Here is a 24,921-nt window from a genome sequence, read left to right on the forward strand (position 1 = left end):
GAACGGATCGACGAGCTGCTCGACGAAGTGGTACGCCGTACCGGGGGAAGCGCCCCCGTGCCGGCCGGGGCGCGGCGGGTGGGCGGCCTGCTCGCGCTGCTCGCCCGCCGGGCGCTGCTGCTCGCCGTACTGCTCGCCGCCGTCTTCGCCGCCGTCGAACTCCTGCCGGGCGACGCCGCCGACGCGACCTCGGAGCGCGGGGAGAGCGCGGCCGACCTCGCGCGGCGGCGCGAACTCCTCGGTCTCGACCGCCCCGTGCTCAGCCGCTTCACCGACTGGATGACCGGTCTGCCCACCGGTGACCTCGGCACGTCCGCCCGCGGCGAATCCGTCGCCGGCCTGCTCTCCGGCCCGTTCCCCAACACCCTGCTCCTCGGCGGGCTCGCCCTGCTGGTCACCCTCGCCGTCTCGCTCGGCCTGGGCTGCTGGGCCGCGCTCAAGCCCGGCGGCAGTACGGACCGGGCGGTCTCGGCGACGGCCACCGGCATCCTCGCGCTGCCCGAATTCGTCGTCGCGGTCGCCCTCGTCCTCGTCTTCGCGCTGTGGACCGGCTGGCTGCCCGCCGTCACCCTCACCGGCACCGACGGATCGCCCGCCTCCTGGCAGATGCTCGTCCTGCCCGTACTGGCCCTGGCGGTCCCGCAGATCGGCTGGAACACGCGCATCGTGCGCGCCGCCCTGGCCGACGAGGCCAAGGCCCCGCACGTGGAGACCGCCGTGATCGACGGACTGCCGCGCCACCGCGTCTTCACCCACCACCTGCTGCCCGGCGCCGCGCCCACCATCGCGGCGGGCATCGCCACCTCGACCGGCATGCTGCTGGGCGGGGCCGTCGTGGTGGAGACCATCTTCAACTACCCGGGCATCGGTTCGGTGCTGGCGAGCGCCGTTGCCGACCGGGACAGCCCGGTCGTCGCCGGGGTCGTCGCCGTCACGGGCGCCGTCATCACCGGCGTACTGCTGCTCGCCGATCTCGTACGCGCCTGGGCGTCCGGAGGCCGCACATGACCGCCGCCCGCAAACCACCGGCCTCGTCGGGCTCCACTCCGGAACCGGCGCTCCCGGACACCCCGGCCCGCCCGGACGCGGCGGCGCAGCCCCCGCCCGCCGCCGGCCGGTCCCGGCTCGCACGGGCCGTACCGCGCCGCCGTCCCCGCAAGGGTGTCGTCCTGCGCGTCCTTCCCGCGCTGCTGCTCGTCGCCCTCGCCGCCGTCGGGCCGTGGCTCGCGCCGCACGCCATCGACATCCCGGTGACCGCCCCGTACGCCGAACCGGGCGGCGGGGCCCCGCTCGGCGGCGACCAGCTCGGCCGCGACGTACTCACCCGCCTCCTCGCGGGCGGGCGCGAGCTCATCGCGACCTCGCTCCTCGTCGCCGTCCTCGTCACGGCCGCCGCCGCGCTGCTCGGCGCGGTCGGCGCCCTGCGCCCGGCCGTCGGCCGGGTCGTCGAACGCGCCGCGGACGTCCTCATGCTGCTGCCCGCCGTACTCGGCATCCTCCTCATCGCGCTGTCCTGGCCCGGCGGCGGCCGGTACGCCGTGATCACCGCCGCCGTGGTGATGGGCGTGCCCTACGCGGTGCGCCTCGTGTCCGGCGCGGCGGCGCCCGTCGCGGCCTCCGGCTACATCGAAGCCGCCGCGGCCGGCGGCGAACGGCTGTGGCACCTCGTCGTACGCGAGGTCCTGCCCAACCTGCGCGCCACCCTGCTCGCCCTCTTCGGACTGCGCTTCGTCGCCGCCGTCTACATCGTCGCCACCGCCGGCTTCCTCCAGGTCGGCCCCCAGCCGCCCGCCGCCGACTGGGCGCTGATGATCCGGGAGAACGCGGGCGGCATCGTCCTCAACCCCTGGGCGGTCCTGGCCCCCAGCATCGCCATCGGCCTCCTCGCCATGAGCGTCAACCTCGCGGCCTCGGCGCTCGTTCCGCGGACCGGCAGGAAAGCGGTGACCGCACTGTGAACCACATGCCCCAGTGGTACCCCGAGGGCCAGGTGCCCTCCTCCGGGACGGCGGTGGAGGTGAGCGGCCTGACCGTCGTCGCACCGGACGGCCGTCTGCTCCTGGACGGCGGCAGCCTGGAGGTGCGCCCAGGCCGCGTCACCGCGCTCACCGGCCCGTCCGGCTGCGGCAAGACCACGCTGCTGCGGGCCGTGACCGGCGTGCTGCCGCCGGGGGCCCGGCGCACCGGCGGCCGGGTGGAGGCGCTCGGGCAGGACGTCCTGTCCCTCGCGCCGGCCGCGCTGCGCGCCCTGCGCCGCCACCGCGTGGCCTACCTCGGCCAGGACCCCGGCTCCGGACTCAACCCGCGGATGAAGGTGCGCAGACTGCTCGCCGAAGTCGCCGTCGACCGTGGCCCCGACGCGGTCCGCGCGCTGCTCGCCGAGGTCCGGCTGCCCACGGACCGCGCCTTCCAGGGGCGCCGTCCCGGAGAGCTCTCCGGGGGCCAGCAGCGCCGGGTCGCGCTGGCCAGGGCGCTGGCCAGGCGCCCCGCCGTACTGCTCCTCGACGAGCCGACCGCCGGGCTCGACCCGCAGCTGCGCGACGAGATCGCCGAGCTGCTGCGGCACCTGGCGGCCCATCACCGCCTCGCCGTCGCCATGTCCTGCCACGACACGGACCTGGTCGCCCGCCTGGCGGACGACGTCGTGGACCTCTCCCCGGACGCGGCCGTGCCACCGCTCGTCGTACCGGCGTCCGCCACGCCACTGCCCGCCCCGCGCCCGGCAGCCCCGAGTCCGGCCGCCTCCCGGCCGCTCCCCGAAGCCGGGCCGAGGCTCTCGGTGTCAGGGCTCCACGCGGCTTTCACGCGAGGCGGTCGCGGCGTCCCCGTCCTCCACGGCGTCGGCCTCACCGTGACCGCCGGAGCCAGCGCGGGCATCGTCGGCCCCTCCGGGTCGGGCAAGACCACCCTCGTGCGCGCCGTCGTCGGACTCCACCGTCCGACCGGCGGCACCGTCACCCTCGACGGGGTACGCCTGGCCCCCGCCGCCCACGCCCGTACCCGTGAACAGCGCCGGCGCCTCCAGTTCGTACCGCAGGACCCGCTGGGCACACTCAACCCCAGCCGCACCGTCGGCGAGACGCTCGGCCGCCCGCTGCGCCTGCACCGGCGGGCCGGCCGCCGCGAGGCCCCGGCCCGCGTCCTGGAGCTGCTGGCCCACGTCGGCCTGCCCGCCGGCTTCGCGGACCGCTACCCGCACGAACTCTCCGGCGGTCAGCGCCAGCGCGCGTCCATAGCCCGCGCGCTGGCGGCCGACCCCGACGTACTGGTCTGCGACGAGGTGACCTCGGCCCTCGACGACAGGACCGCGGACTCGGTCATGGACCTGCTCGAAGACCTGCGGGAAAGCCGCGGCCTCGCCCTGGTCCTCATCAGCCACGACCTGCGCCTGGTCGCGAGCCGCACCGAAACCCTGCTCGTGCTGTCCGGAGGCCGGGCCGTCGAGTCGGGCCCGACCCGGCAGGTCCTGGGGGCGGGGATCGCCCGGTGACCGCCCTCGGCACCCGCCGCGCACCCGCCGCGCACCCGGCCTCCGCCCGGCTCAGTCGTCGAACGGGCCCGTCACGGCGAACGTCGTGCCCGGCGTGTAGCAGTTCACGTACATCGTCGAGCAGTCCGGCGAGAAGGTGACGCCCGCGAACTCGCCCCACTCGGGCTCCTCGGGCGTGCCGATGTTCTGCCGGCCGCGCGCCATCGCGTACACCTCGCCGCGCTTCGTCAGTCCGTACACGTGCTGCGCGCCGTTGCCGTCCTCGCACACCATCAGGCCGCCGCGGGGCGCGAGGCAGATGTTGTCGGGGGACTCGCCGGGCAGCTGGATGTCCGTACTCGGGCCGAAGACCACGACCAGAGTGAGGCGCCGCTTCTGGGGCTCGTACTTCCACACCTGCCCGAAGTGGTCCGCCGCCGACCCCTCCGAGCTGCGCGCGAAGCTGGAGACGAAGTAGACCGCCTTGTCGCCCCAGTAGCAGCCCTCCAGTTTCTGGGCGTGCGTGACGCCCTTGCGGCCGAAGTCCTGGAGCCGGATCGGCGTCCGCCTGGCCAGCGGGTCCGGTACGGGCACCCATTCGACGCCGCCGAAGCTCGCACCGGTCTCCTGGACCGCCGACAGGTCCGGCAGGCCCGGAACGCGCATCGCCTCCAGCGCGCCGCCCGCGCGCAGCGAGCCGGTGCCGCCCAGCGGCTTCTCGGGCAGGAAGCGGTAGAAGAGGCCGAAGGGCCGGTCGAACGCGTCCTCGGTCTCGTACACGATGCCGCTCTTCGGATCGACGGCGATCGCCTCGTGCTGGAAGCGGCCCATCGCGGTGAGCGGGACGGCGCCGGAGCGGTGCGGGTCGACGGGGTCGACCTCGAAGACGAAGCCGTGGTCCTTGGTGTAGCCGTTGGTGCCGGCCCTGTCCTCGTTCTCCTCGCAGGTGAGCCACGTGTTCCACGGGGTGGGCCCGCCCGCGCAGTTGACGGCCGTACCGGCGATGGCGACACGCTCACCGAGCACGTTGTTGCGCCCGTCGAGCGCGAGCGCCGTACAGCCGCCCTTGGCGGCCGGGTCGTACGTCAGGCCCTCGACCGTCGGTACGCCGAGCTTCGCGCTGTGGCGGTTCTCGTGGTTGCGGACGAGGTGCACTCGGCCGTGACGGCCCCGGAAGGCGCTCATCCCGTCGTGATTGCCCGGGACGGCGCCCTCACCCGAACGCAGGGGCGTGCCCTCCCGTGAGAGGACCTTGTAGCGGAACCCCTCGGGCAGGTCGAGGAGCCCGTCCGGGTCGGGCACGAGCGGTCCGTACCCGCGGCGGCCCAGCCCCTGGGCGGCGGCCGTGCCGGCGAAGATCTCCGACACCGAGCCGGCGAACGCGACGCCGACGCCGATGGCGCCCGCGCGGGCCAGAACCTGTCGGCGGGACGCGGAGGACGAAGCTGTTTCAGGCATGAGGTCTCTCCCTGCTGGCGGACAGGAAACGTGTGACCCGCACGTGTGTAGCACGCAAGTGATCTCACGTGAACCATGCGGGCCACACCGCCTCGTGCGGCGCGTCAGCCCGACGCGTGTGCCCGGGTCAGACGAGGGACGCGCTCAGCGTGATCGTCGTACCCGCCAGAGCCTGGCTGACCGGGCAGTTCGCCTTGCCCTCCTCGGCCGCCTTGACGAACGCCGCCTCGTCCATGCCCGGCACCTCGCCCTGCACGGTGAGGTGGATCCGGGTGATGCCCTCGCCCGGCACGAAGGTGACCTCGGCCTTGGTGTTCAGGCGGTTCGGCGGGGTGCCCGCCTTGGCGAGGACGTTGGAGAACGCCATGTTGTAGCAGCTGGACTGGGCGGCGGCGATCAGCTCCTCGGGGCTGGTCATGCCGTTCGGCTCCTCGGTACGGGCCGGCCAGGAGACGGGGTGCTCCCCGATGCCGGACGAATCGAGGGTCACGGTGCCCTTGCCCTTGAACAGGTCGCCTTCCCAGACGCTGTGTGCCTGACGCGTTGCAGCCATTTCGAAAGCCCTTCTCGCGGACGGTGATCCAGGGCCAACCTACTGCGCGATCAAGCCCTTCGCGTCGCGCGCCAGCGCGGTCAGCCGGGAGATCGCCCGGAAGTACTTCTTCCGGTAGCCGCCGTTCAGCATCTCTTCACTGAACAGCCGGTCGAACGGCAGTCCGGAGGCCAGCACCGGCACCTCCCGGTCGTACAGCCGGTCGGCGAGCACCACGAGCCGCAGCGCCGTCGACTGGTCGGGCACCGCGCGCACGTCGGTCAGGCAGACCGCCCGCACCTCGTCCGTGAGCGCCCCGTACCGGCTCGGGTGGACCTTGGCGAGGTGGTCGAGCAGCAGGGGGAAGTGGTCGAGGCTGGCTCCCCCGGTGGCGTACGCCGCCTTGGTGACCTCCGCGTCGGAGTACGGCGGAGGGGCCTCGGGCAGCCCGCGGTGGCGGTAGTCCTCGCCGTCGATGCGCAGCGGCCGGAAGTGGGCCGACAGGCCCTGGATCTCGCGCAGGAAGTCGACGGCGGCGAAGCGGCCCTCGCCGAGCTTGCCGGGCAGGGTGTTGGAGGTGGCGGCGAGCGCGACGCCCGCCTCGACGAGCCGGCGCAGCAGCGAGGACACCAGCACCGTGTCGCCCGGGTCGTCGAGCTCGAATTCGTCGATGCACAGCAGACGGTGCCCGCTCAGCGTCTGCACGGTCTGCTGGAAGCCGAGCGCGCCGACCAGGTTCGTCAGCTCCACGAAGGTGCCGAAGGCCTTGAGCTCGCGGGGCGCGGGCGTGGCGTGCCAGAGGGAGGCGAGGAGGTGGGTCTTGCCGACGCCGTACCCGCCGTCGAGGTAGACGCCGCGCGGCGCGGCGGGCGCGGCGGGCTTCTTCGCGAAACCGAACCAGCGCCGCTTGTCCCCGTCCGCCGCGGCCCCGCCGAGACCGGCCGCGAAGGCGCTCAGCACCCGGACCGCCTCGGTCTGGCTCGGCTGGTTCGGGTCCGGTACGTACGTATCGAAGCGCACCGAGTCGAAGCGCGGCGGCGGCACCATCTCGGCGACCAGGCGGTCGGCGGGGACGTGCGGCTCGCGTGCGCACAGGGACAGAGGGGCCGCTTCGGCTATGGGAGCGGACCCATGAGCGGCGGTGGAGGACGACACGGGGCTCAAGTCTAGGCTCCGTGCCACACTGCACGACATGCGACGCCTGTTCCCTGTGACCGACGAGACACTCTCCCCCGCCTCCGCCGCCGGAGGCGAGTGGGGACTCGACGAGCTGGCCGACGCCTACGCGTATCCGAAGGAGCGCGGCCCGTCGGGAGCCTGGCTGCGGGCCAACATGGTCTCCTCGCTCGACGGGGCCGCCCAGCACGAGGGCCGCTCGCAGCCGATCTCCTCCGACACCGACATGCGGATCTTCGGCACGCTGCGGGCGCTCGCCGACGTGGTGGTCGTCGGTGCGGAAACGGTACGCCTGGAGGGGTACCGGCCGGCCCGCGCGCGCGACGCCTTCGCGGCGCGCAGGGAAGCGGCGGGACAGGGCCCCGCGCCCGCGATCGCGGTGGTCAGCGCGAGCCTGAACCTCGACTTCTCCCTTCCGCTCTTCACCTCGCCCCTCGTCCCCACCCTGGTGCTGACCGGCGCCACGGCGCCCCTCGACGGGATCCGCGCGGCCAGGGAGGCCGGGGCCGAGGTCCTGGTCGTGGGGGACGGCGCGGCGGTGGATCCGTCGCGCGCGGTGGAGGCGCTGGCGGAGCGGGGGATGACCCGGTTGCTGACCGAGGGCGGGCCGCGGCTGCTCGCGCAGTTCGTCACGGCCGGAGTGCTCGACGAGCTCTGTCTCACCGTCTCGCCCGTGCTCACCGCCGGCCGCGCGCAGCGGATCGCGGACGGGCCGGGAGTGGCGGTTCCGCAACGGTTCGCACTGGCGTCCGTACTGGAGGAGGCCGGGTTCCTTTTCACCCAGTACCGTCGGACCTGACAGTGGGCGGAATGTTCCGTTCCGCCCAGTTTCCGCCGGACACGCTTACTCACGTGCTTACGCAGACCCCGTGCGGGCACGGGGAAGGATGGTTTCCGCAGGGGGCCGGCGGCGCCATCCAGGAGCGCCGTCCCGAGAAGAAGAGCCCAAGAAGAAGAGAAGGGCGCCCGTCGTGTTCACGAGCGTATTGATGATCGAGAAGCCCCTGTCGTCCGTCGACGTGGAATTCGTCAGCACCCTTCACGCTGACGAGGGCGTCTCCTTCGTCGTCCTGATGCAGCCCCGCGGCGACCAGGCGGACGTGCTCCTGCGCGCCATCGACGACGTGGCGCTGGGCAGGGTCGACGAAGCGGTCCGCGAGCCCGACAAGCCCCGGGGCGAGGAGGCGAAGCCCCTCGCGCAGCGCGGCCTGGAGGTGACCCTGGAGGCGCTGCGTGCCCGGGGGCACGAGGCCGTGGGCCAGGTCGTCGCGGAGCATCCCCTGGACCTCCTGAAGTCGGTCGTGGCCGAGACGGGGGCCGACGAGGTGATCGTCCTGACCGCGCCGCACTACGTCGAGGAGTTCTTCCACCGGGACTGGGCCTCGCGGGCCCGCCACAAGGTCGGCGTACCGGTGCTCAAGCTCTTCTCCCACAACGAATAGGCTGGGGCACCGCTCACACGTCGCACTTATGGGAGACACACGTATGGCACCCGGCCTTCCCACCGCCATGGACCGACCGCACTTCATCGGCATCGGCGGCGCCGGAATGTCGGGGATCGCGAAGATCCTCGCCCAGCGCGGCGCCCGGGTCGCGGGCAGCGACTCACGCGAGTCCGCCACCGCCGAGTCCCTGCGCGCGCTGGGCGCCACGGTGCACATCGGCCACGCCGCCGGACACCTGGCCTCCGACGCGACCTGCGTCGTCGTCTCCAGCGCCATCCGCTCCGACAACCCGGAGCTGGTCCGCGCCGCCGAGCTCGGCATCCCCGTCGTGCACCGCTCCGACGCGCTGGCCTCGCTGATGGGCGGCGCGCGGGCGATCGCCGTCGCCGGCACGCACGGCAAGACGACCACGACCTCGATGCTGGCCGTGGCCCTGACCGAGCTGGGCCTGGACCCCTCGTACGCCATCGGCGGCGACCTGGAGGGCCCGGGCACGAACGCCCGCCACGGCGCCGGCGACATCTTCGTCGCCGAGGCGGACGAGAGCGACCGCAGCTTCCAGAAGTACGACCCCGAGGTCGCGATCGTCCTCAACGTCGAGCTGGACCACCACGCGAACTACGCCTCGATGGACGAGATCTACGACTCCTTCGAGACGTTCGTCGGCAAGGTCGTCCCCGGCGGCACCCTCGTCATCTCCGCGGACCAGCCCGGCGCCGTGGAACTGACGTCCCGCCTCCGCGACCTCTCGACCCTGAAGATCGTCACGTACGGCGACTCCCCGTCGGCCGACGTACGCGTCCACAAGGTCACCCCGCGCGGCCTGACCAGCGAGGTCACGGTCGTCCTCGACGGCCGCTACCTCACCTTCACGGTCTCGGTCCCCGGCAGCCACTACGCCCACAACGCGGTCGCGGCGCTGGCGGCGGGTGTCGCGCTCGGCATCCCGGCGCACAACCTGGCCTCCGCCCTCGGCAAGTACACCGGCGTCAAGCGCCGCCTCCAGCTCAAGGGCGAGGCGAACGGCGTGCAGGTCATCGACTCGTACGCCCACCACCCGACCGAGATGACCGCCGACCTGGCGGCCATGCGCGGCGCGGCGTCCGACGCACGCCTGCTCGTCGTCTTCCAGCCCCACCTCTTCTCCCGCACCCAGGAGCTGGGCACCGAGATGGGCCAGGCCCTGGCCCTCGCGGACGCCTCGGTCGTCCTCGACATCTACCCGGCGCGCGAGGACCCGATCCCCGGCATCACCAGCACGCTCATCATCGACGCGGCGCGTGCGGCGGGCGCCGACGTGACGCCGGTCTCCGACAAGGCGACGGTCCCGGACGTCATCGCGGGAATGGCGAAGCCGGGCGATCTTGTTCTCACGATGGGCGCGGGTGACGTGACGGACCTCGGCCCGCAGATCCTCGACCGCTTGTCGAACTGAGGGAGCGCAGCATGTCGTACGACGTGGAAAAGACCGACGAGCAGTGGCGAGCGGAGCTGACCCCCGCCGAGTACGCCGTGCTGCGCCAGGCCGGCACGGAGCCCGCCTTCGTCGGTGAGTACACGGACACCAGGACGACCGGGGTCTACTCCTGCCGGGCGTGCGGCGCCGAGTTGTTCCGCTCGGACACGAAGTTCGAGTCGCACTGCGGCTGGCCGTCGTTCTACGACCCGAAGGACACGGACGCGGTCGAACTGGTCTCGGACACCTCCCACGGCATGGTCCGCACGGAGGTCCGCTGCGCGAAGTGCGGCTCGCACCTGGGCCACGTCTTCGAGGGCGAGGGCTACCCGACCCCGACGGACCAGCGGTACTGCATCAACTCGATCTCGCTGCGGCTGACCCCCGACGCCTGACCCGACACGCCGACGCGCCCCGTACCCCGGATTCGATCCGGTGGTGCGGGGCGCGTCGGCGTGAACGGCCGGCCGGCCCGGGCGGCGTACGGGAGGAAGCCGGGCCGGGCGGCGGGGGAGGGGGCGGTCCCGGCGCGGCGTACGCGCGCGGGCGAAGCGCGCCGGTGTCACTCGATGACGAGCTCGACCTCGATGTTGCCGCTGGTGGCCTTCGAGTACGGGCAGTAGGCGTGGGTCGCCTCGACGAGCTGACGGCCCGTCTCGCCCGCCAGGTGGTCCGGCAGCTCCACGCGCATCACGACCGCGAGCCCGAAGCCCGTGTCGTCCTTGCCGATGGAGACCTCGGCGGTCACCGAGACGTCCTTGGTCTCGACCTTCATCCGGCGCGCGACCGCGCCCATGGCGCTGGCGAAGCAGGCGGCGTACCCGGCGGCGAAGAGCTGCTCGGGGTTGGTGCCCCGGCCGTCGCCGCCGAGGGCCGGGGGCATCGCGAGGGCGAGGTCGATCTGGCCGTCGGAGCTGACAGTGCGGCCCTCGCGGCCGTTGGCGGTGGCGACAGCGGTGTAGAGCGCGTTCATGGGGTGTCCTCGTTCCGTCGGGAGGCTCAAATAGTTGCACACGATTTAGTTGTGCACAACTTAATTGGGCCGGGAGGTTACTCTGGGCCCATGACGCCTTCACCGGCCACCGGCCCGACGCTCCCCGCCGTGTCCGACACGGAGCTGCTCCGCCTCGACCACCAGGTCTGCTTCTCGCTGCACGCGGCCTCGCGCGCCTTCGGCGGCGTCTACCGCGACGCGCTCAAGGATCTCGGCCTCACGTACCCCCAGTACCTGGCCATGCTGGTGCTGTGGGAGCACGGCCCGCAGCCCGTCAAGGCGATCGGCGAGCAGCTGCGCCTCGACTCCGGCACGCTCTCCCCGCTGCTCAAGCGGCTGGAGACCGCCGGCCTGGTGCGCCGCGAGCGGAGCGCCGCCGACGAGCGCTCCGTGACGGTCCGGCTTACGGAAGCGGGCGAGGAGATGCGCGAACGGGCGCTGCCGGTACCGCGCAAGATCCTTGCCGCGACGGGCCTTTCGGTCGATGAGGTCCTCGGCCTTCAAGGGCTTCTGGGGCGGTTGACCAGTGCTCTCGACGAGGCCCAGGGCTAGTCCGGGGCTGATGCGGGGCTGGTCCGGGGCTAGTTCGGGCGGCCCAGTTCCTTGCGGAACAGGTCGAGGAGGTTGCCGCCGAGGATCTTGCGGACGGTCGCCCCGGGCACGCCCCTGGACAGCAGCGCCTCCGTCACCAGGGGCAGGCCGCGCGGGCCCTCGATGCCGGGGAGCGACCAGGGGAAGCCGTAGTCGGACTCGCAGCACGGCGGGGTGATGTCGCCGACGACCTCCTGGATGAAGTCCGGGCCCAGGCCCACGTGGTCGGCGCCGGCCACCCCGGTGATGTGGACGATGTGGTCCACCAGCCGGTCCAGCGTGCACGCGGCAGGGTCGTCGGCCAGGAACTCCGGCAGGAAGTTCACGCACACCGTGCCGCCCGTCGCGGCGATGCCCCGGAGCTGGGCGTCGGTGAGGTTGCGGTGGTGGACGCGCAGGGCGCGGGCGGAGGAGTGGGTGGCCAGGACGGGGCGGGTGGCCAGCTCCAGGACGTGGGCGACGCCCGACGCGCTCAGGTGCGACACGTCGAAGAGGATGCCGAGGCGCTCCATCTCGGCGAGGGCCTCGACGCCCGCCGCGGTGAGGCGGGACCCGGTGGCGTCCTCGCCGCTGCCGTCGGCCAGCGGCGTACGGCCCCAGTGGGCGAGGGAGGCGATCCGTACGCCCAGGCGGTGGAGCGTCGGGAAGAGCTCCACGTTCGCGTCGATGCCGGGCGCGCTCTCCAGCGCCAGGACCAGGGCGATCCTCCCTTCGGCCAGTGCCGCGTCGATGCCGGCGCCGTCCAGGCACAGCCGTACCTCGTCCGCGTTGCCCTCGGCGAGCGTGTGGGCGCACTCGATCATGCGCAGGGTCTCGCGGAGCGCGCCCTCCGGGCGGAAGCCGTCCTCGATGAAGACCGGCAGCACCTGGAGATCCACGCCGCCCTCGCGCAACTGCGGCAGCCACCGCTCGCGGAAGAAGGCCGCCCAGCGACGCGGCGGCCGGGCGGTGACCGCCAGGAGGAGGTCGTTGTGGGCATCGGCCACGACGGCGCGGTGGTGCAGTTCGTGAGAGGACACGTGGCCGGATGCTACGGGCGGCAGCCGGTCCTGTACACGGGTTCCGGAACGGGCGGAGGGCTCCGCCGCGACAATGGCCCGCATGGAACCGCACCGCCTCGTCGACCGCGCCCGCCGTCTCGCCGTCCCCGGCCACCGCCGCGTCCTCGGCATCGCCGGGGCGCCGGGGGCCGGCAAGTCCACGCTCGCCGCGCACCTCGTCGACCGCCTCGGCGGACTGGCCGTACTCGTCCCCATGGACGGTTTCCACCTCGCCGGAGCCGAGCTGGAACGCCTCGGGCGTACGGACAGGAAGGGCGCCCCCGACACCTTCGACGCCGCCGGTTACGCCGCCCTGCTGACCAGGCTGCGCTCCCCCGAGGAGCCGGACGCCGTCGTCTACGCGCCCGCGTTCGACCGGACGATCGAGGAACCCGTGGCGGGCAGCATCGCGGTGCCGGGCCCGCGGGACGTACCGCTCGTCGTCACCGAGGGCAACTACCTGCTGCTCGACGAGGGGCCCTGGGCGAGCGTGCGGGACCTGCTCGACGAGGCGTGGTTCCTGGAACTCGACCAGGACGAGCGGGTACGCCGTCTCGTCGACCGGCACGAACGGTTCGGCAAGCCCCGCCCGGCCGCCGAGCGTTTCGTCCACGCCTCGGACGAGGCGAACGCCCGCCTGGTCGCCCCCGGCCGGGACCGCGCCGACCTGGTCGTCGCCTTCGCCCCGGGCGCCGCCCCGCGACCGGACGGCGTCCCGCAACCGGGTAGCGAGGGCACCGGGCGCCGGGCAGGATGAGGCCATGTCATCCGCCTCCTCATCCGCGTCCGTGCCCGCGCCCTTCACCGCAGACGACTACCGTGCCCGCATGGCCCGCGCGGCCCGGTCGGCCGCCGACGCCGGTCTGGACGGCGTACTCGTCGCCCCCGGACCCGACTTGGTCCACCTCACCGGCTACCGGCCCACCGCGACCACCGAACGGCTGACGCTGCTCGTCCTGTCCGTGGAACAGGACCCGGTGCTCGTCGTGCCCACCCTGGAGGCGCCGGACGCCGAGCGGGCCGCGGGAGCCGCCGCGCTCACCCTGCGCGACTGGACGGACGGCAAGGACCCCTACGCGGTCACCGCGCCGCTCCTCGACGCCGGCGGTCGCTTCGCGGTCAGCGACAACACCTGGGCGATGCACCTCCTCGGCCTCCAGCAGATCCTGCCGGGCACCTCGTACGTGTCGCTGACCGCCGCCCTGCCCATGCTGCGGGCCGTCAAGGACGCGGCCGAACTGGCCCGTCTCGAAGCGGCGGGCGCGGCCGCGGACGCGGCGTACGAGGAGATCGTCAAGGTCCGCTTCTCCGGACGGCGCGAGACGGAGGTGGCCGCGGAACTGGCCCGTCTCCTCACGCGGTCCGGGCACGAGCAGGTGGATTTCACGGTCGTCGGCAGCGGCCCGAACGGTGCGAACCCGCACCACGAGGCGGGCGAGCGCGTCATCGAGCAGGGCGACATGGTCGTCCTCGACTTCGGCGGCCTCAAGCACGGTTACGGCTCCGACACCTCCCGTACGGTCCATGTCGGCGCCCCGAGCGCCGAGGAGCAGCGCGTCCACGACGTCGTGCGTCAGGCGCAGCAGGCGGCGTTCGAGGCGGTGCGGCCCGGGATCGCCTGCCAGGAGGTGGACCGGGTGGCGCGCGCGGTCATCACCGAGGCCGGGTACGGCGAACGGTTCATCCACCGCACCGGACACGGCATCGGCGTGACCACGCACGAACCGCCGTACATGATCGAGGGCGAGCGGCAGCCGCTCGTGCCCGGCATGTGCTTCTCCGTCGAGCCCGGCATCTACCTCCCCGGGCGCTTCGGCGTGCGGATCGAGGACATCGTGACCGTCACGGAGGACGGCGGGCGCCGTCTCAACACCACCGCGCGCGAGATGGCCGTCGTCGGCTGAGACCGCTGCCGGCCGGCGTCTGCCGACGCCGGCCGGTGTTCGGCCGCTGTCGTGGCCCTGTGCGCCGCGTGCCCCGTGCGCACCGCGGGGCCGGGGTCAGGCGGCGTCGGGGCCCAGTACGACACAGGACTCGGGCGGCAGGTGCAGCAGCCCGTCGGGGCCCGGCGCGTCGACCGGCTCCCAGGCGGCCAGTACGGTGCTGCGGCCGTTGCGGCCGAGGCCGATCGTGACGGGCTCCTTCGACAGGTTCACCGCGACGCGGATGTCGCCGCGCCGGTACGCCAGCCAGCGCGCGCTCTCCTCGTACGCGACCTTGACCGCCGCCAGGTCCGGGTCGCAGAGGTCGGGCCGCTCCCGGCGCAGCGCGATCAGCTCGCGGTACCAGGCCAGCACGCGCGCGTGCGGCTCGTGCTCCTGCTCGGACCAGTCCAGGCAGGAGCGCTCCCTGGTGCGGGGGTCCTGCGGGTCCGGGATGTCCTCCGCCGCCCATCCGTGCGAGGCGAACTCCCGCCTCCTGCCCTCCCGTACGGCCTGCGCGAGCTGCGGGTCGGTGTGGTCGGTGAAGAACTGCCAGGGGGTGCGGGCCGCCCACTCCTCGCCCATGAAGAGCATCGGGACGTACGGACCGGTGAGGACCAGCGTGGCGGCGCAGGCGAGCAGCCCGGGGGAGAGGGTGGCGGAAAGCCGGTCCCCCAGGGCCCTGTTGCCGACCTGGTCGTGGGTCTGGGAGTACCCGAGGAAGCGGTGCGCGGCGGTTTTCGTGCGGTCCACGGAACGTCCGTGAACGCGTCCCCGGAACGTCGAGTAGGTACCGTCGTGGAAGAACACCTGGTTCAGCGTCTTGGCGAGCGCGCCGAGAGGGGCACGGGCGAAGTCGGCGTAGTACCCCTGGGACTCACCGGTCAGAGCGGTGTGCAGGGCGTGGTGGAAATCGTCGTTCCACTGAGCGTGCAGACCCAGCCCCCACGACTCGCGCGGGGCGGTCGTGCGCGGGTCCCCCTGGTCGGACTCGGCGATCAGGAAGAGCGTCCTGCCCACCTCCGCGGAGAGCGCGTCGACGGCCGCGGACAGCTCTTCGAGGAAGGTCAGCGCGCGCGTGTCGGCGAGGGCGTGGACCGCGTCGAGCCGCAGTCCGTCGAGACGGTAGTCGCGCAGCCAGGCGAGCGCGCTGCCGAGCAGGTACGCGCGTACCTCGTCGGACCCGGGTGCGTCGAGGTTGACCGCCGAGCCCCAGGGCGTGTGGTGGGTGTCCGTGAAGTACGGGCCGAAGTGGGGCAGGTAGTTGCCGGAGGGGCCGAGGTGGTTGTGGACGACGTCGAGCACGACGCCGAGACCGAGGCCGTGCGCCGTGTCGACGAAGCGCTTGAGCCCTTCGGGGCCGCCGTACGGCTCGTGCACGGCCCACAGCGACACACCCTCGTACCCCCAGCCGTGCGTTCCGGGGAACGGGCAGACGGGCATCAGCTCGACATGGGTGACGCCCAGCTCCGCCAGATGGCCGAGCCGCCGTGCGGCGGCGTCGAAGGTGCCCTCGGGGGTGTACGTACCGACGTGCAGCTCGTAGAGGACCGCGCCCGCCAGCGGAGCGCCGCCCGTCCAAGCCGTCCGCCACTCATGGGCGTTGTGGTCCACGACGGCGCTGAGGCCGTCGGGCCCGTCCGGCTGGCGGCGCGAGCGCGGGTCGGGCAGTACGGGACCGCCGTCCAGGCAGAAGCCGTAACGCGCGTCCGCGCCCGCGTCGGCCTCGGCCGTCCACCACCCTTCGCGTACCGGATCGCGCTCCATGGCGTACGTTTCGCCCGCCAGCCGAAGCTCTGCCCGCTCGGCCTTCGGCGCCCACACCTCGAACAGCACTGGCGGCCCCTCTCGTCGACGATGCCGCCACCCATGGTGCGTCAGACGGGCATGATCCGCCGGTAAATCGTCAGCTCCACGTCATGTTGACCGCGCGCTCGAAGTTGACGTATCCGGCGCGCTCGAACGCCCTGGCCATCGGAACGTTGGCGAGGTCCGTCGCCGCGCGGATGCGGGGCACCTCCTGGGCGGCGAGAACGCGCGTGCCCTCGGCGAGGAGGTCGTCGATGTGCCCGTGGCCGCGGTGGGCCGGCACGACACCGATGTACGCGATGGTGTGGTGGTAGTTGTTGCGGGCCGGGATGACGAAACCGACGGGGGCGCCGCCGGGGAGTTCGGCGATCCGCCACCACTCGCGCGGTGACGCGCAATTCGCGAACTCCTCCTCGAACTGCTGCTCGGCGGCCTCCCGTGCGCTGAGGCCCGACGCCAGGTCGGCCCGGCTGTGCGCGTCGAGCGTGCCCTCCAGGACCAGCGTCATCAGCGCGATGAGCTCCTCCTGGTCGTTCGCGGGCCGGAACGCCAGCCGGCCGGTGGGCTCGGGGACCGGGGTGCCGGGGCGCCATTCGAGACGCAGGCGCTCGACGAGCAGCCGCGCGCCGGCCTTCTCCAGGACGTTCATCCGTGCTTCGACCACGTCGCGGGCCACCGCGTCGTCGCGCCAGTCGGGCGGAACGAACCTGCCGTACTCGGGACGCGGCGCGCCGGCCGGGAGGACGGCGGCCGACGCCGTCTCCAGGAGACGCAGACCGATCTCGCCGCGCTCGGGCCCGGGCAGCGTGTCGTCCAGGTCGAAGAAGTCCAGGGCGCACGGCGGTTCGCCGGGCCTGGAGGTCCACCAGGAGACGCGGGCCAGCACCCGGCCGCCGCGCAGCGCCACCCACATCCACTCGGGACGGCGGAGCCCGGTGGCGAGGTCGTCGTCGAGCTCGTGGTCGAGGACGTACGCGAGTTCACGGAAGAGACCGAGCTCCTCCGGCCCGGAGAGCGGTCGTAGGGTCAGTTCCTGGTCCTGCGGTATGGCGGTCAAGCCCGTCCCCCGGTGATGTGGCGTGCGAGTCCGCAGACAGTAGCAATGATCATCGGGCCGGGCCCGGAGATATCCCGGCACCAGCGCCCGCGGAAAGGGTCCGCGCAGGTCAGGTCGTACGGGATGAACCGTTCTTCTGGACACCTGTGCTCGGTCGGCCCGACAATCACCTCTGTGACGTCCTCCTTCGAGTTCCCCGCGTATCCCGCCCGGCCCTCCGACGCCGAGCGCGACCGTGTTCTCGGGAGGCTCAGGGAGGGCGCGGCGCAGGGAAAGCTGTCGCACGACACCTTCCTGCGCCGGATGGAACTCGCCCTCGTCGCCCGCAGGTCCGACGAACTGGCCGTGCTCACCGCCGACCTGGAGACCGAGGGCCGGTGGTCGCAGGGGCTGTTCCGCGCGGTGGAGCGGGCGTCGGCGTTCACGGTGCGGCTGCGCAGGGCGTGGCAGTCGGAGCGGCTGCCGAAGCTGCTGTTCCCCGAGCCGGGACCGTACCCCCTGAGGATCGGACGCGACCCCGCGAACGGACTGCGGCTCAGCCACGACACGGTCTCGCGCGTGCACGCCGAACTGTCCGTCCAGGGCGGCATGTGGGTCCTGCGCGACCTCGGCTCGACCAACGGGACGTCCGTCAACGGACGCCGGGTCACGGGGACCGTCCTGGTGCGGGAGGGGGACCAGGTGAGTTTCGGACAGATGGCCTTCCGGCTCGCCGCGCGCTGAGCTGAGGCCGGCCGCAGGTCAGGGGTGGGGTTAACCGCAGGAAGACCCGACGGCTGGTACCAGTGACCGGAGGAGCCCCGGAGAGGACGCTGATCAAGAAGCGGACAGCGTCCTGGGGAGGGAACCACAATGGCCGGCAGCAGACAGCCGATCACGGTCGGAATCGCGCGATGGTGCGCCACGCATCCGTGGCGGGCCATCGCCGGGTGGCTGGTGTTCCTGGTCGTGTGCGTCGGCGCGGGCAGCGCGGTGGGCACGAACAAGGGGCAGTTCTCCGACTTCTGGATCGGTGAGGCCGGCCGGGCCGAGTCCGTCGCCGCCGGCGCCGGCCTCACCCCCGCGCCCGTCGAGCGGGTGCTGATCACGGCGGAGCGCGGGACCGGGAAGCTCGGCGCCGAGGACGCCACTGCCGCCGAGGACGCCGCCCGCGACGTGCAGCGGCGGATGAAGGCCCTCCCCGCGGTCGTCTCCGTCGCCGCGCCGAAGGCCGCGGCGGACGGCTCCGCGCTCATGGTCGCCGTCACCCTGCGCGGCGACAAGGAGACCGCCAAGGAGGACGTCGACGCGCTGCTGGAGCAGACCGGGGCCGTACAGAGGGACCACCGGGACCTGCGGATCGAACAGACCGGCAGCGCCTCGGTCTCCAACGGGGTCAACGACCAGCAGGGCAAGGACCTCCAGCGCACCGAGGCGATCAGCCTGCCGGTCACCTTCCTCATCCTTCTCGCCGTCTTCGGATCGGTTCTGGCGGCCGGCATCCCGGTGCTGCTCGCCCTCTTCGCCTTCGCCGGAGCGGTGGGCCTCTACGGTCTCGCGTCCTGGATCACCCCCGACGCGGGCGGCGCGGCGCTCAGCGTCATCTTCATGCTCGGCATGGCGGTCGGCGTCGACTACTCGCTCTTCTACCTCAAGCGCGCCAGGGAGGAACGCGAGCGCACGGGCGGCGCCATCAGCCACGCCGCCGCCGTCGAACTGGCCGCGGCCACCTCGGGGCGCGCCGTCGTCGACTCGGGCCTGGCGGTCGCCGTCGCGCTCGGCGGCCTCTACGTGATGGACGACGTGATCTTCTCGTCGATCGCCTCCGGGGCGATCCTGGTCACCCTCGTCGCGGTGGCGGGATCGCTGACCGTACTGCCCGCGCTGCTCGCCAAGCTGGGTCACCGCACGGACGGCCGCGGGGGCGGGCGCCGTGCGGCCGGCGCTCCGCGGCAGAGCCGGATGTGGTCCGCCCTGCTGCGGCCGGTCATGCGCAGGCCGCTCGTCACGCTGCTCGCCGGACTCGCCGCCACGGCCGCTCTCTCCCTGCCCACCCTCACCATGAAGCTCGGTACCGAGGGCAAGGACACGTTCCCCGACAGCGTGCCCGCCGTGGCGGCGTACGACCGGCTGACGGCCGCCTACCCGGCCGACGGAACCGCGCACCTCGTCCTCGTACGGTCGGACGCCGCCCACGCGGACGAGGCGCAGGCCGCCCTGCGAAGGCTCGCGGACCGGACGGCCGGCAACGAACTCTTCGCCCGGGACGGCGGCGCCGCGCCGCGGCTGCGCACCTCGCAGGACGGGCGCACGGCGATGCTGACCCTCCCCGTCCCGTACGCCGAGAACTCCGCCGGGGCGGACCGCTCCCTGGCGCTGGTGCGCGGTGAGCTCGTACCGGCGACCGTCGGCAAGGTGCCCGGCACCGAGACCGCCGTCAGCGGCGAGATCGCCTACGGCGCCGACTACGCGGCACACCAGGAGAAGCGGCTGCCCTGGGTGATCCTCTTCGTGTCCCTGGCGACGCTCGCCATCATGTACGTGGCGTTCCGCTCCGTCGTCATGGCCGTGCTGAGCGTGCTGCTCAACCTGGCGGCGGTGACGGTCTCCTGGGGCGTACTGACGCTGGTCTTCCAGGGCACCTGGGCCGAGGGACTGCTCGGCTTCGAGTCCACCGGGTTCGTCGGATCGCGCACGCCGCTGCTGGTGTTCGCCATCCTGGTGGGGCTCTCCACCGACTACCAGATCTTCGTGGTCAGCCGCATCAAGGAGGCCGTGCGGCGCGGCACACCGACCCGGGAGGCCGTGGTGGACGGGATCACGGGCTCCGCGAGTGTCGTCACCAGCGCCGCCGTCATCATGGTGTCGGTCTTCGTCAGCTTCCTCTTCATCGACCGCGTCGAGATGAAGCAGATCGCCGTGGGCCTCACGGTGGCGGTGCTCTTCGACGCGATCGTGCTGCGGGCGCTGATCCTGCCGTCGGCGATGGCGCTGCTCGGCGACCGCTGCTGGTGGCCCCTGCGGAACTCCGCGCCGGCCTCCGTCCGGCCGTCCGGTGAACCGGGCCGCCCCGCTACTGCTGGTGCAGGCCCCGGCCGGCGAGGGTGAGGAAGGTTTCACCGACCGCCTCCGAGAGCGTCGGGTGGGCGTGGATGTGGCGGGCGACGTCGGAGGGCTCGGCGTCCCAGCCGACGATCAGCTGGCTCTCGGCGATCATCTCGGAGACGTTCGGTCCCACGAGGTGGACGCCGAGGACCTGCCCGCCGCGCGCGGCGACGACCTTCACCAGGCCGCCCTGACCGTGCACCATGCCCTTGGCCACCGCGGTCAGGGGCATGGTGTTGACCACGACGTCGTGGCCGCGGCCCCGCGCCTCGGCCTCGCTCAGACCGACCGACGCGGTCTGCGGCGAGGAGTACGTGACCCGGGGGACCGCCGCGTAGTCCACGGGCGGCGAGGCGACGCCCGCCAGCGTCTCGGCCACCAGCAGCCCCTCCGCGAACGAGGCGTGGGCCAGGCCGGGCGAGGGCGGCGGCAGGAGGTCACCGACCACATGGAGGCCGGGCACGGCGGTCTCCAGCCGGGACCAGTCGGCGGGCGCGACGAATCCGCGCGCGTCGGTGGCCGTCCCGGCCGCCGCCAGGCCGAGGCCGTCGGTCACGGGTGCGCGGCCCACGGCGACCAGCAGCCGCGCGGCCTCGACGGTGCGCGTCTCGCCGCGCGAGGTGCGGACCTCGGCCCGTACCCCGTCGTCGAGCACGGTCGCGTCCAGCAGCCGCGCGCCCACCTGCACATCGATGCCGCGCTTCTTCAGACCGCGCGCCAGGTGGCGCGAGACGTCGGCGTCCTCGAGCGGTACGAGCCGGTCGGCGGCCTCGACCAGGGTGACCTCGGCGCCCATGGAGCGGTGGAACGAGGCGTACTCCACACCGATCGCCCCACCGCCGAGGACCAGTACGGACCGCGGCAGCCCGGGTGCGAACAGCGCGTCGTCGCTGGTGACGACGCGGTTCCCGTCCGGGGCCGGGCCCGGCAGCGTACGGGGTGCGGACCCGGTCGCCAGGACGATGCCCCGGCGCGCGCCGAACGTACCGGCGACGCCCTCGACCCGTACGCTCCGGGGACCTGTCAACACGGCGCTCCGGCGCACCACTTCCACCCCCGCGTGCGAGAGGTGACCCTCGACGCCCTTGTGGTTGCGGGACACGATGTCGTCCCTGGTGGCCACCAGGGACGGCCAGTCCACGGAATCGAGCGTCGCCCTCACGCCCCACCGCTCCCGCGCCTCGGTGATGCCGTCGACGAGTTCGGCGGCGTGCAGCATCGCCTTGCTGGGGATGCAGCCGCGGTGCAGGCAGGTGCCGCCCACCTTGTCCCGTTCCATCAGGACGACTTCGAGGCCGAGGGACGCGGCGCGCAGAGCGGTGCTGTAGCCGCCGGTCCCGCCGCCGATCACGATCACATCTGTTTCATGATTCTCCGTCATGGGACCACCCTGCGACCGCTCTTGCCATGAGTCCAAGGCAATGTTTCTCTGAAAGCCATGCACATCCTTCATGGGAGGAACGCCGGGTGAGCCTGCGGCAGATGGAGTACTTCGTGACGGTCGTCGAGGAGGAGTCCTTCACCCGGGCCGCCGAACTCCTGCACGTCACGCAGCCGGCCCTCTCGCACCAGATCAAGGCCCTGGAGAAGTCAGTCGGCGGCGCGCTGCTGGAACGCATGGCGCGCGGTGTACGTCTGACCGCGATGGGCCGCGCCTTCCTGCCGCACGCCGAACTCGCGGTGCGCAGCGCCGTCCAGGCCCGGCGCGCCGCCAGGGCCGCCGCCGGGGCCGAGGGCGGCGAGCTGCACATCGCCACCCTCCACTCCGTGGCCGTCGGCATCCTGCCCGACGTCTTCGCCCGCTGGCGGCGCGCACACCCGGACGTCGCCCTGGTCCTGCGCGAGTACGCGACGACCGAGGAGCTGGAGGAGCAGCTGGAGCGGGGCGTCGCCGACCTCGCGGTGGGCCCGGCCCCGCCGCCCCGGTGGCAGGGCCCCGTGGTGCCGGTCGGCGAGGAGGAGATCGTACTGGTCGTCGCCTTCGACGACCGCCTCGCGGGACGTACGTCGGTACGCCTGGCGGAACTGGCCGACCGCACCTGGGTGCGGTGCGCGATGGAGGCGGTGGTCGACGGGCAGCGGTTCCTGGACTGGGCCTGCGCGGAAGCGGGCTTCGTGCCGCGCACGGCGGTCCGCACGGAGCACACCTCGACGGCGGTCCGCATGGCCGCGGCCGGTGTCGGCGTCGCCACGGCGCCCTCGCACGTCGTGCGGGGCGCCGTGGGCGAGGACTGCGTCGTCCTTCCGGCCGACCCGCCCTGGCGGCGCGCTCTGACGGTCTTCTCCCGCGTCGAGCTCACGGGAGCGGCGGCGGCGTTCGCCGGTCTGCTCTGCGCATCGTGGCCGTACGGGAAGCCCCTGGCTCCACCGGGGCAGGCGTGCCCCCAGTCGCCGGAAGGGCTCACACCGAGCCCCTCCGGCGACTGAGGAGCGGGTCCGGGGCAGCGCCCCGGGTCCGGGAAGGGCGGGCCGGGGAGAAGCCCCGCCGGGCACGCCCGTTCCTACGGTTCCTCCCGCCCCGCGCGGGTCAGCAGCGACACCGGACGCGTCGCGAACAGCTCCGCCACCCGCACCGTTCCCGAGAACCCCCGCCCCGTCGGCTCCAGCACATCCGCCCACCGGCCCTCCGGCAGCACCAGCTCCGTGTCCCGCCAGCCGCCCGCCTCCGCGAGCCGCAACGACAGCCGTGTGACGGCCGTGACGGTCTCGCCCGAACGGCAGAACGCCACGCAGTGGCCGGCCGCCGGGCCCACGGCCGTGAGCGGTGTGTACGTACCCGACTCGCCGAAGACCTCGGGGCGCCCGCTCCGCAGCCCCAGCGCGGCCACCGTGACGGCGTACTTCTCCGCGGACAGGCCGGACAGGCCGTCGCCGTCCGCGGCGAGGGGCGTGAAGTCGACAGGGCGCCGGTTGTCCGGGTCCACCAGGGCGCGGAACTCCCGCTCCGTGCCCTGGTAGAGATCCGGCACCCCCGGCATCGTCAGATGCAGCAGGGCGGCCCCGAGCACATTGGCCCGTACGTACGGACCGAGCTCCCGCGCGAACTCCGCCACCGTCTCGAACGGCGGCCCCGCGGGGCCCGCCGCCACGAAGTCGGCCACCGCCTGCTCGTACGCCGCGTCCTGCTCGGTCCAGCTGGTGTGCAGCCCCGCCTCCCGTACGGACTTCAGCAGCGCGGCCGTCAGCCGCTCCCCGTCGGGCTCCCCGAAGCCCAGGGCCGTCTGCCACGCCGTCCACGCCAGATGCGGGTCGGGGGCGAGGACCCCGGCCCCGGACAACTGCTCCAGCAGCCGGGACCACCGCTGCGGGCACTCGGAGAGCACCGCGATCCGGGCCCGCACGTCCGCGCTGCGCTTCGTGTCGTGCGTGGACAGCACGGTGCCGGTCGCCGGCCAGTCGCGCGCCAGGCGCGTGCAGAAGGCGTGGAAGTCCTCCGGGCTCACTCCGGGCGCCCCCGGGTCGCCGCCCACCTCGTTCGCCGAGATCAGCGGCGTGTACCGGTAGAAGGCCGTGTCCTCCACCGACTTGGCGCGCAGCGCCGAAGCCGTCTGCGCGAACCGCGCGCAGAACGCGGCGCGGTCCGGCCCCCCGCCCAGCTTCCCCAGCGCCAGATCGCGCACCAGGTCGACGGCCGCCGCCTCCTCCTGCACCGCGAACGCCGCTTTCGCCTGCCGCACCGCCTCCACCGGAACAGCGGCCTCGGCGCTGTCGGGACAGGGCCCGCCCGCCGTCACGTAAGGGCGGTACACGGGAACGCGCACCAGCAGTTCCCGTACGGCTGTGCGCAGCGCCCAGGGAGCGTAGTCGCGCAGGGCGGGATCGGCGGCGCAGATCCGCTCGGCCGTACGGACGAGGAAACGGGTCTCGGCGGCCAGCTCATGCGTGAGCACCTTGTACGCCGACCGTCGTACGGTCGCTTCCCAGGAGCCGCCGCGGTCTTCGGGGGGGCTCGCGAAATCACGGTAGTGACCGGTCAGCTCGCCGGTGCCGGCCGGATCGGTGAACAGACCGTCGATCCGGTGCAGCGCGTCGTACCCCGTCGTTCCCGCGACCGGCCACGTGGCGGGCAGCCGCTCGGGACCGGTCAGGATCTTCTCCACGACCGTCCAGCGGCCCTCGACCGCATCACCGAGGCGCCGCAGGTACGTCTCGGGATCGGCGAGCCCGTCCGGATGGTCGATCCGCAGCCCCTCCACCACCCCGTCCCGTACCAGCTCCAGGATCTTCGCGTGCGAGGCGGCGAACACCTCGGGGTCCTCCACCCGGACACCGATCAGCTCCGAGATGGTGAAGAAGCGCCGGTAGTTCAGCTCGGTCCGCGCCAGCCGCCACCAGGAGAGCCGGTACCACTGGGCGTCCAGCAGCTCGGGCAGCGGCAGCCCCGCGGTGCCCTCGCGCAGCGGCAACGCGTGCTCGTAGTAGCGCAGGGTCTCGCCGTCGACCGTCAGCCCCTCCAGCTCGTCGCCGATCCGGTGCGCCAGTACGGGCAGGAGGACCTTGCCCCCGCCCGCCTCCCAGTCGATGTCGAACCACCGGGCGTACGGCGAAGCGGGCCCCTCTCTGAGCACCTCCCACAGCGGCCTGTTCAGGCTCTCCGGAGCCGGTACGGCCATGTGGTTCGGCACGATGTCCAGGACCAGCCCCAGACCATGCGCGCGGGCCGTGCGGGACAGCGCGCGCAGGCCCTGTTCGCCGCCGAGCTCGTCCCGCACGCGCGCGTGGTCGACGACGTCGTACCCGTGCTGGGAGCCCGGCACGGCTTCGAGCACGGGGGACAGATGCAGGTGTGAGACCCCGAGTGCGGCCAGATGGGGCACCGCCTTCTCGGCGGCCGAGAAGGGGAAGTCGGAATGGAGCTGCAGACGATAGGTGGCGGTGGGCGTCATGC

Annotated in this window: 22 protein-coding genes; 13 read left to right on the forward strand and 9 right to left on the reverse strand. The window is 73.2% G+C overall.

Going from position 1 to position 24,921, the window contains the following annotated elements:
- Positions 1-6: 6 nt before the first annotated feature.
- The 3 genes from ACWD0Y_RS22435 to ACWD0Y_RS22445 are packed head-to-tail and all read left to right on the forward strand — an operon-like array spanning position 7 to position 3,490.
- Positions 7-1,008, forward strand: a complete 1,002-nt coding sequence (locus ACWD0Y_RS22435) for an ABC transporter permease (protein WP_450262128.1) — start codon at positions 7-9, stop codon at positions 1,006-1,008.
- A complete protein-coding gene (locus tag ACWD0Y_RS22440) occupies positions 1,005-1,958 on the forward strand; it encodes an ABC transporter permease (protein ID WP_450262088.1) in 954 nt (317 codons plus the stop codon). The genes ACWD0Y_RS22435 and ACWD0Y_RS22440 overlap by 4 nt, the downstream gene beginning before the upstream one ends.
- 5 nt (positions 1,959-1,963) lie before the next feature.
- On the forward strand, positions 1,964-3,490 hold the full coding sequence (locus tag ACWD0Y_RS22445) for an ABC transporter ATP-binding protein (RefSeq protein WP_450262089.1): 1,527 nt from the start codon (positions 1,964-1,966) through the stop codon (positions 3,488-3,490).
- 51 nt (positions 3,491-3,541) lie between these two features.
- Here ACWD0Y_RS22445 and ACWD0Y_RS22450 read toward each other — a convergent pair whose 3' ends face one another.
- From ACWD0Y_RS22450 to zapE, 3 genes are all read right to left on the reverse strand, one after another.
- Complete coding sequence (locus ACWD0Y_RS22450; protein WP_450262090.1) at positions 3,542-4,927, reverse strand: alkaline phosphatase PhoX; 1,386 nt, start codon at positions 4,925-4,927, stop codon at positions 3,542-3,544.
- Between the two features lie 127 nt (positions 4,928-5,054).
- A complete protein-coding gene (locus ACWD0Y_RS22455; RefSeq protein WP_450262091.1) occupies positions 5,055-5,480 on the reverse strand; it encodes an OsmC family protein in 426 nt (141 codons plus the stop codon).
- Between the two features lie 39 nt (positions 5,481-5,519).
- Positions 5,520-6,614: a cell division protein ZapE gene (gene zapE / locus ACWD0Y_RS22460; protein WP_450262092.1), complete on the reverse strand. Its 1,095-nt coding sequence runs from the start codon at positions 6,612-6,614 to the stop codon at positions 5,520-5,522.
- A 37-nt stretch (positions 6,615-6,651) separates the two neighbouring features.
- Between zapE and ACWD0Y_RS22465 the strand changes: the two genes are divergently transcribed.
- From ACWD0Y_RS22465 to msrB, 4 genes are all read left to right on the forward strand, one after another.
- On the forward strand, positions 6,652-7,434 hold the full coding sequence (locus ACWD0Y_RS22465) for a pyrimidine reductase family protein (protein WP_450262093.1): 783 nt from the start codon (positions 6,652-6,654) through the stop codon (positions 7,432-7,434).
- Positions 7,435-7,606: 172 nt separating this feature from the next.
- The gene (locus ACWD0Y_RS22470) at positions 7,607-8,077 is read left to right on the forward strand and encodes an indole-3-glycerol phosphate synthase (protein ID WP_450262094.1); all 471 of its coding nucleotides are present in this window, start codon (positions 7,607-7,609) and stop codon (positions 8,075-8,077) included.
- A gap of 43 nt (positions 8,078-8,120) precedes the next feature.
- Positions 8,121-9,515 (forward strand): UDP-N-acetylmuramate--L-alanine ligase, encoded by a 1,395-nt coding sequence (gene murC, locus ACWD0Y_RS22475; protein ID WP_450262095.1) that lies wholly within the window; start codon positions 8,121-8,123, stop codon positions 9,513-9,515.
- 11 nt (positions 9,516-9,526) lie between these two features.
- Positions 9,527-9,931, forward strand: coding sequence for a peptide-methionine (R)-S-oxide reductase MsrB (gene msrB, locus ACWD0Y_RS22480; protein WP_093798453.1), 405 nt, complete (start codon positions 9,527-9,529; stop codon positions 9,929-9,931).
- A gap of 167 nt (positions 9,932-10,098) precedes the next feature.
- On the opposite strand, the gene ACWD0Y_RS22485 is transcribed toward msrB, so the two are convergent.
- The gene (locus ACWD0Y_RS22485; protein WP_450262096.1) at positions 10,099-10,509 is read right to left on the reverse strand and encodes an organic hydroperoxide resistance protein; all 411 of its coding nucleotides are present in this window, start codon (positions 10,507-10,509) and stop codon (positions 10,099-10,101) included.
- Positions 10,510-10,599: 90 nt separating this feature from the next.
- On the opposite strand from ACWD0Y_RS22485, the gene ACWD0Y_RS22490 reads away from it, so the two are divergent.
- Positions 10,600-11,082 carry a MarR family winged helix-turn-helix transcriptional regulator gene (locus tag ACWD0Y_RS22490; RefSeq protein ID WP_450262097.1) on the forward strand — a complete coding sequence of 161 codons (483 nt, stop codon included), beginning with the start codon at positions 10,600-10,602 and terminating at the stop codon, positions 11,080-11,082.
- A gap of 29 nt (positions 11,083-11,111) precedes the next feature.
- Here the strand turns inward: ACWD0Y_RS22490 and ACWD0Y_RS22495 are convergent, their stop codons facing one another.
- The gene (locus ACWD0Y_RS22495; protein ID WP_450262098.1) at positions 11,112-12,140 is read right to left on the reverse strand and encodes a dipeptidase; all 1,029 of its coding nucleotides are present in this window, start codon (positions 12,138-12,140) and stop codon (positions 11,112-11,114) included.
- A gap of 82 nt (positions 12,141-12,222) precedes the next feature.
- Here ACWD0Y_RS22495 and ACWD0Y_RS22500 point away from each other — a divergent pair, with 82 nt between their 5' ends.
- Together ACWD0Y_RS22500 and ACWD0Y_RS22505 are read left to right on the forward strand one after the other, a co-directional pair.
- Entirely contained in the window at positions 12,223-12,918 is a 696-nt protein-coding gene (locus ACWD0Y_RS22500; RefSeq protein ID WP_450262099.1) for a nucleoside/nucleotide kinase family protein, read from the forward strand.
- Positions 12,919-12,922: 4 nt separating this feature from the next.
- Positions 12,923-14,065 carry an aminopeptidase P family protein gene (locus tag ACWD0Y_RS22505; RefSeq protein ID WP_450262100.1) on the forward strand — a complete coding sequence of 381 codons (1,143 nt, stop codon included), beginning with the start codon at positions 12,923-12,925 and terminating at the stop codon, positions 14,063-14,065.
- 96 nt (positions 14,066-14,161) lie between these two features.
- On the opposite strand, the gene treZ is transcribed toward ACWD0Y_RS22505, so the two are convergent.
- Both treZ and ACWD0Y_RS22515 read right to left on the reverse strand, forming a co-directional pair.
- On the reverse strand, positions 14,162-15,919 hold the full coding sequence (treZ, locus tag ACWD0Y_RS22510) for a malto-oligosyltrehalose trehalohydrolase (RefSeq protein WP_450262101.1): 1,758 nt from the start codon (positions 15,917-15,919) through the stop codon (positions 14,162-14,164).
- Positions 15,920-15,989: 70 nt separating this feature from the next.
- Complete coding sequence (locus tag ACWD0Y_RS22515; RefSeq protein ID WP_450262129.1) at positions 15,990-16,940, reverse strand: GNAT family N-acetyltransferase; 951 nt, start codon at positions 16,938-16,940, stop codon at positions 15,990-15,992.
- Positions 16,941-17,123: 183 nt separating this feature from the next.
- Here ACWD0Y_RS22515 and ACWD0Y_RS22520 point away from each other — a divergent pair, with 183 nt between their 5' ends.
- Both ACWD0Y_RS22520 and ACWD0Y_RS22525 read left to right on the forward strand, forming a co-directional pair.
- A complete protein-coding gene (locus tag ACWD0Y_RS22520; RefSeq protein ID WP_450262102.1) occupies positions 17,124-17,672 on the forward strand; it encodes an FHA domain-containing protein in 549 nt (182 codons plus the stop codon).
- Between the two features lie 129 nt (positions 17,673-17,801).
- Positions 17,802-20,036, forward strand: coding sequence for an MMPL family transporter (locus ACWD0Y_RS22525; protein ID WP_450262103.1), 2,235 nt, complete (start codon positions 17,802-17,804; stop codon positions 20,034-20,036).
- Here ACWD0Y_RS22525 and lpdA read toward each other — a convergent pair.
- On the reverse strand, positions 20,002-21,414 hold the full coding sequence (lpdA, locus tag ACWD0Y_RS22530; protein ID WP_450262104.1) for a dihydrolipoyl dehydrogenase: 1,413 nt from the start codon (positions 21,412-21,414) through the stop codon (positions 20,002-20,004). The two genes, ACWD0Y_RS22525 and lpdA, sit on opposite strands and share 35 nt — an antisense overlap.
- A gap of 86 nt (positions 21,415-21,500) precedes the next feature.
- On the opposite strand from lpdA, the gene ACWD0Y_RS22535 reads away from it, so the two are divergent.
- Complete coding sequence (locus tag ACWD0Y_RS22535; RefSeq protein ID WP_450262105.1) at positions 21,501-22,460, forward strand: LysR family transcriptional regulator; 960 nt, start codon at positions 21,501-21,503, stop codon at positions 22,458-22,460.
- A 74-nt stretch (positions 22,461-22,534) separates the two neighbouring features.
- On the opposite strand, the gene treY is transcribed toward ACWD0Y_RS22535, so the two are convergent.
- Positions 22,535-24,919, reverse strand: a complete 2,385-nt coding sequence (treY, locus tag ACWD0Y_RS22540) for a malto-oligosyltrehalose synthase (protein ID WP_450262106.1) — start codon at positions 24,917-24,919, stop codon at positions 22,535-22,537.
- Positions 24,920-24,921 lie beyond the last annotated feature (2 nt).

This window comes from Streptomyces altiplanensis (genome assembly GCF_053591575.1).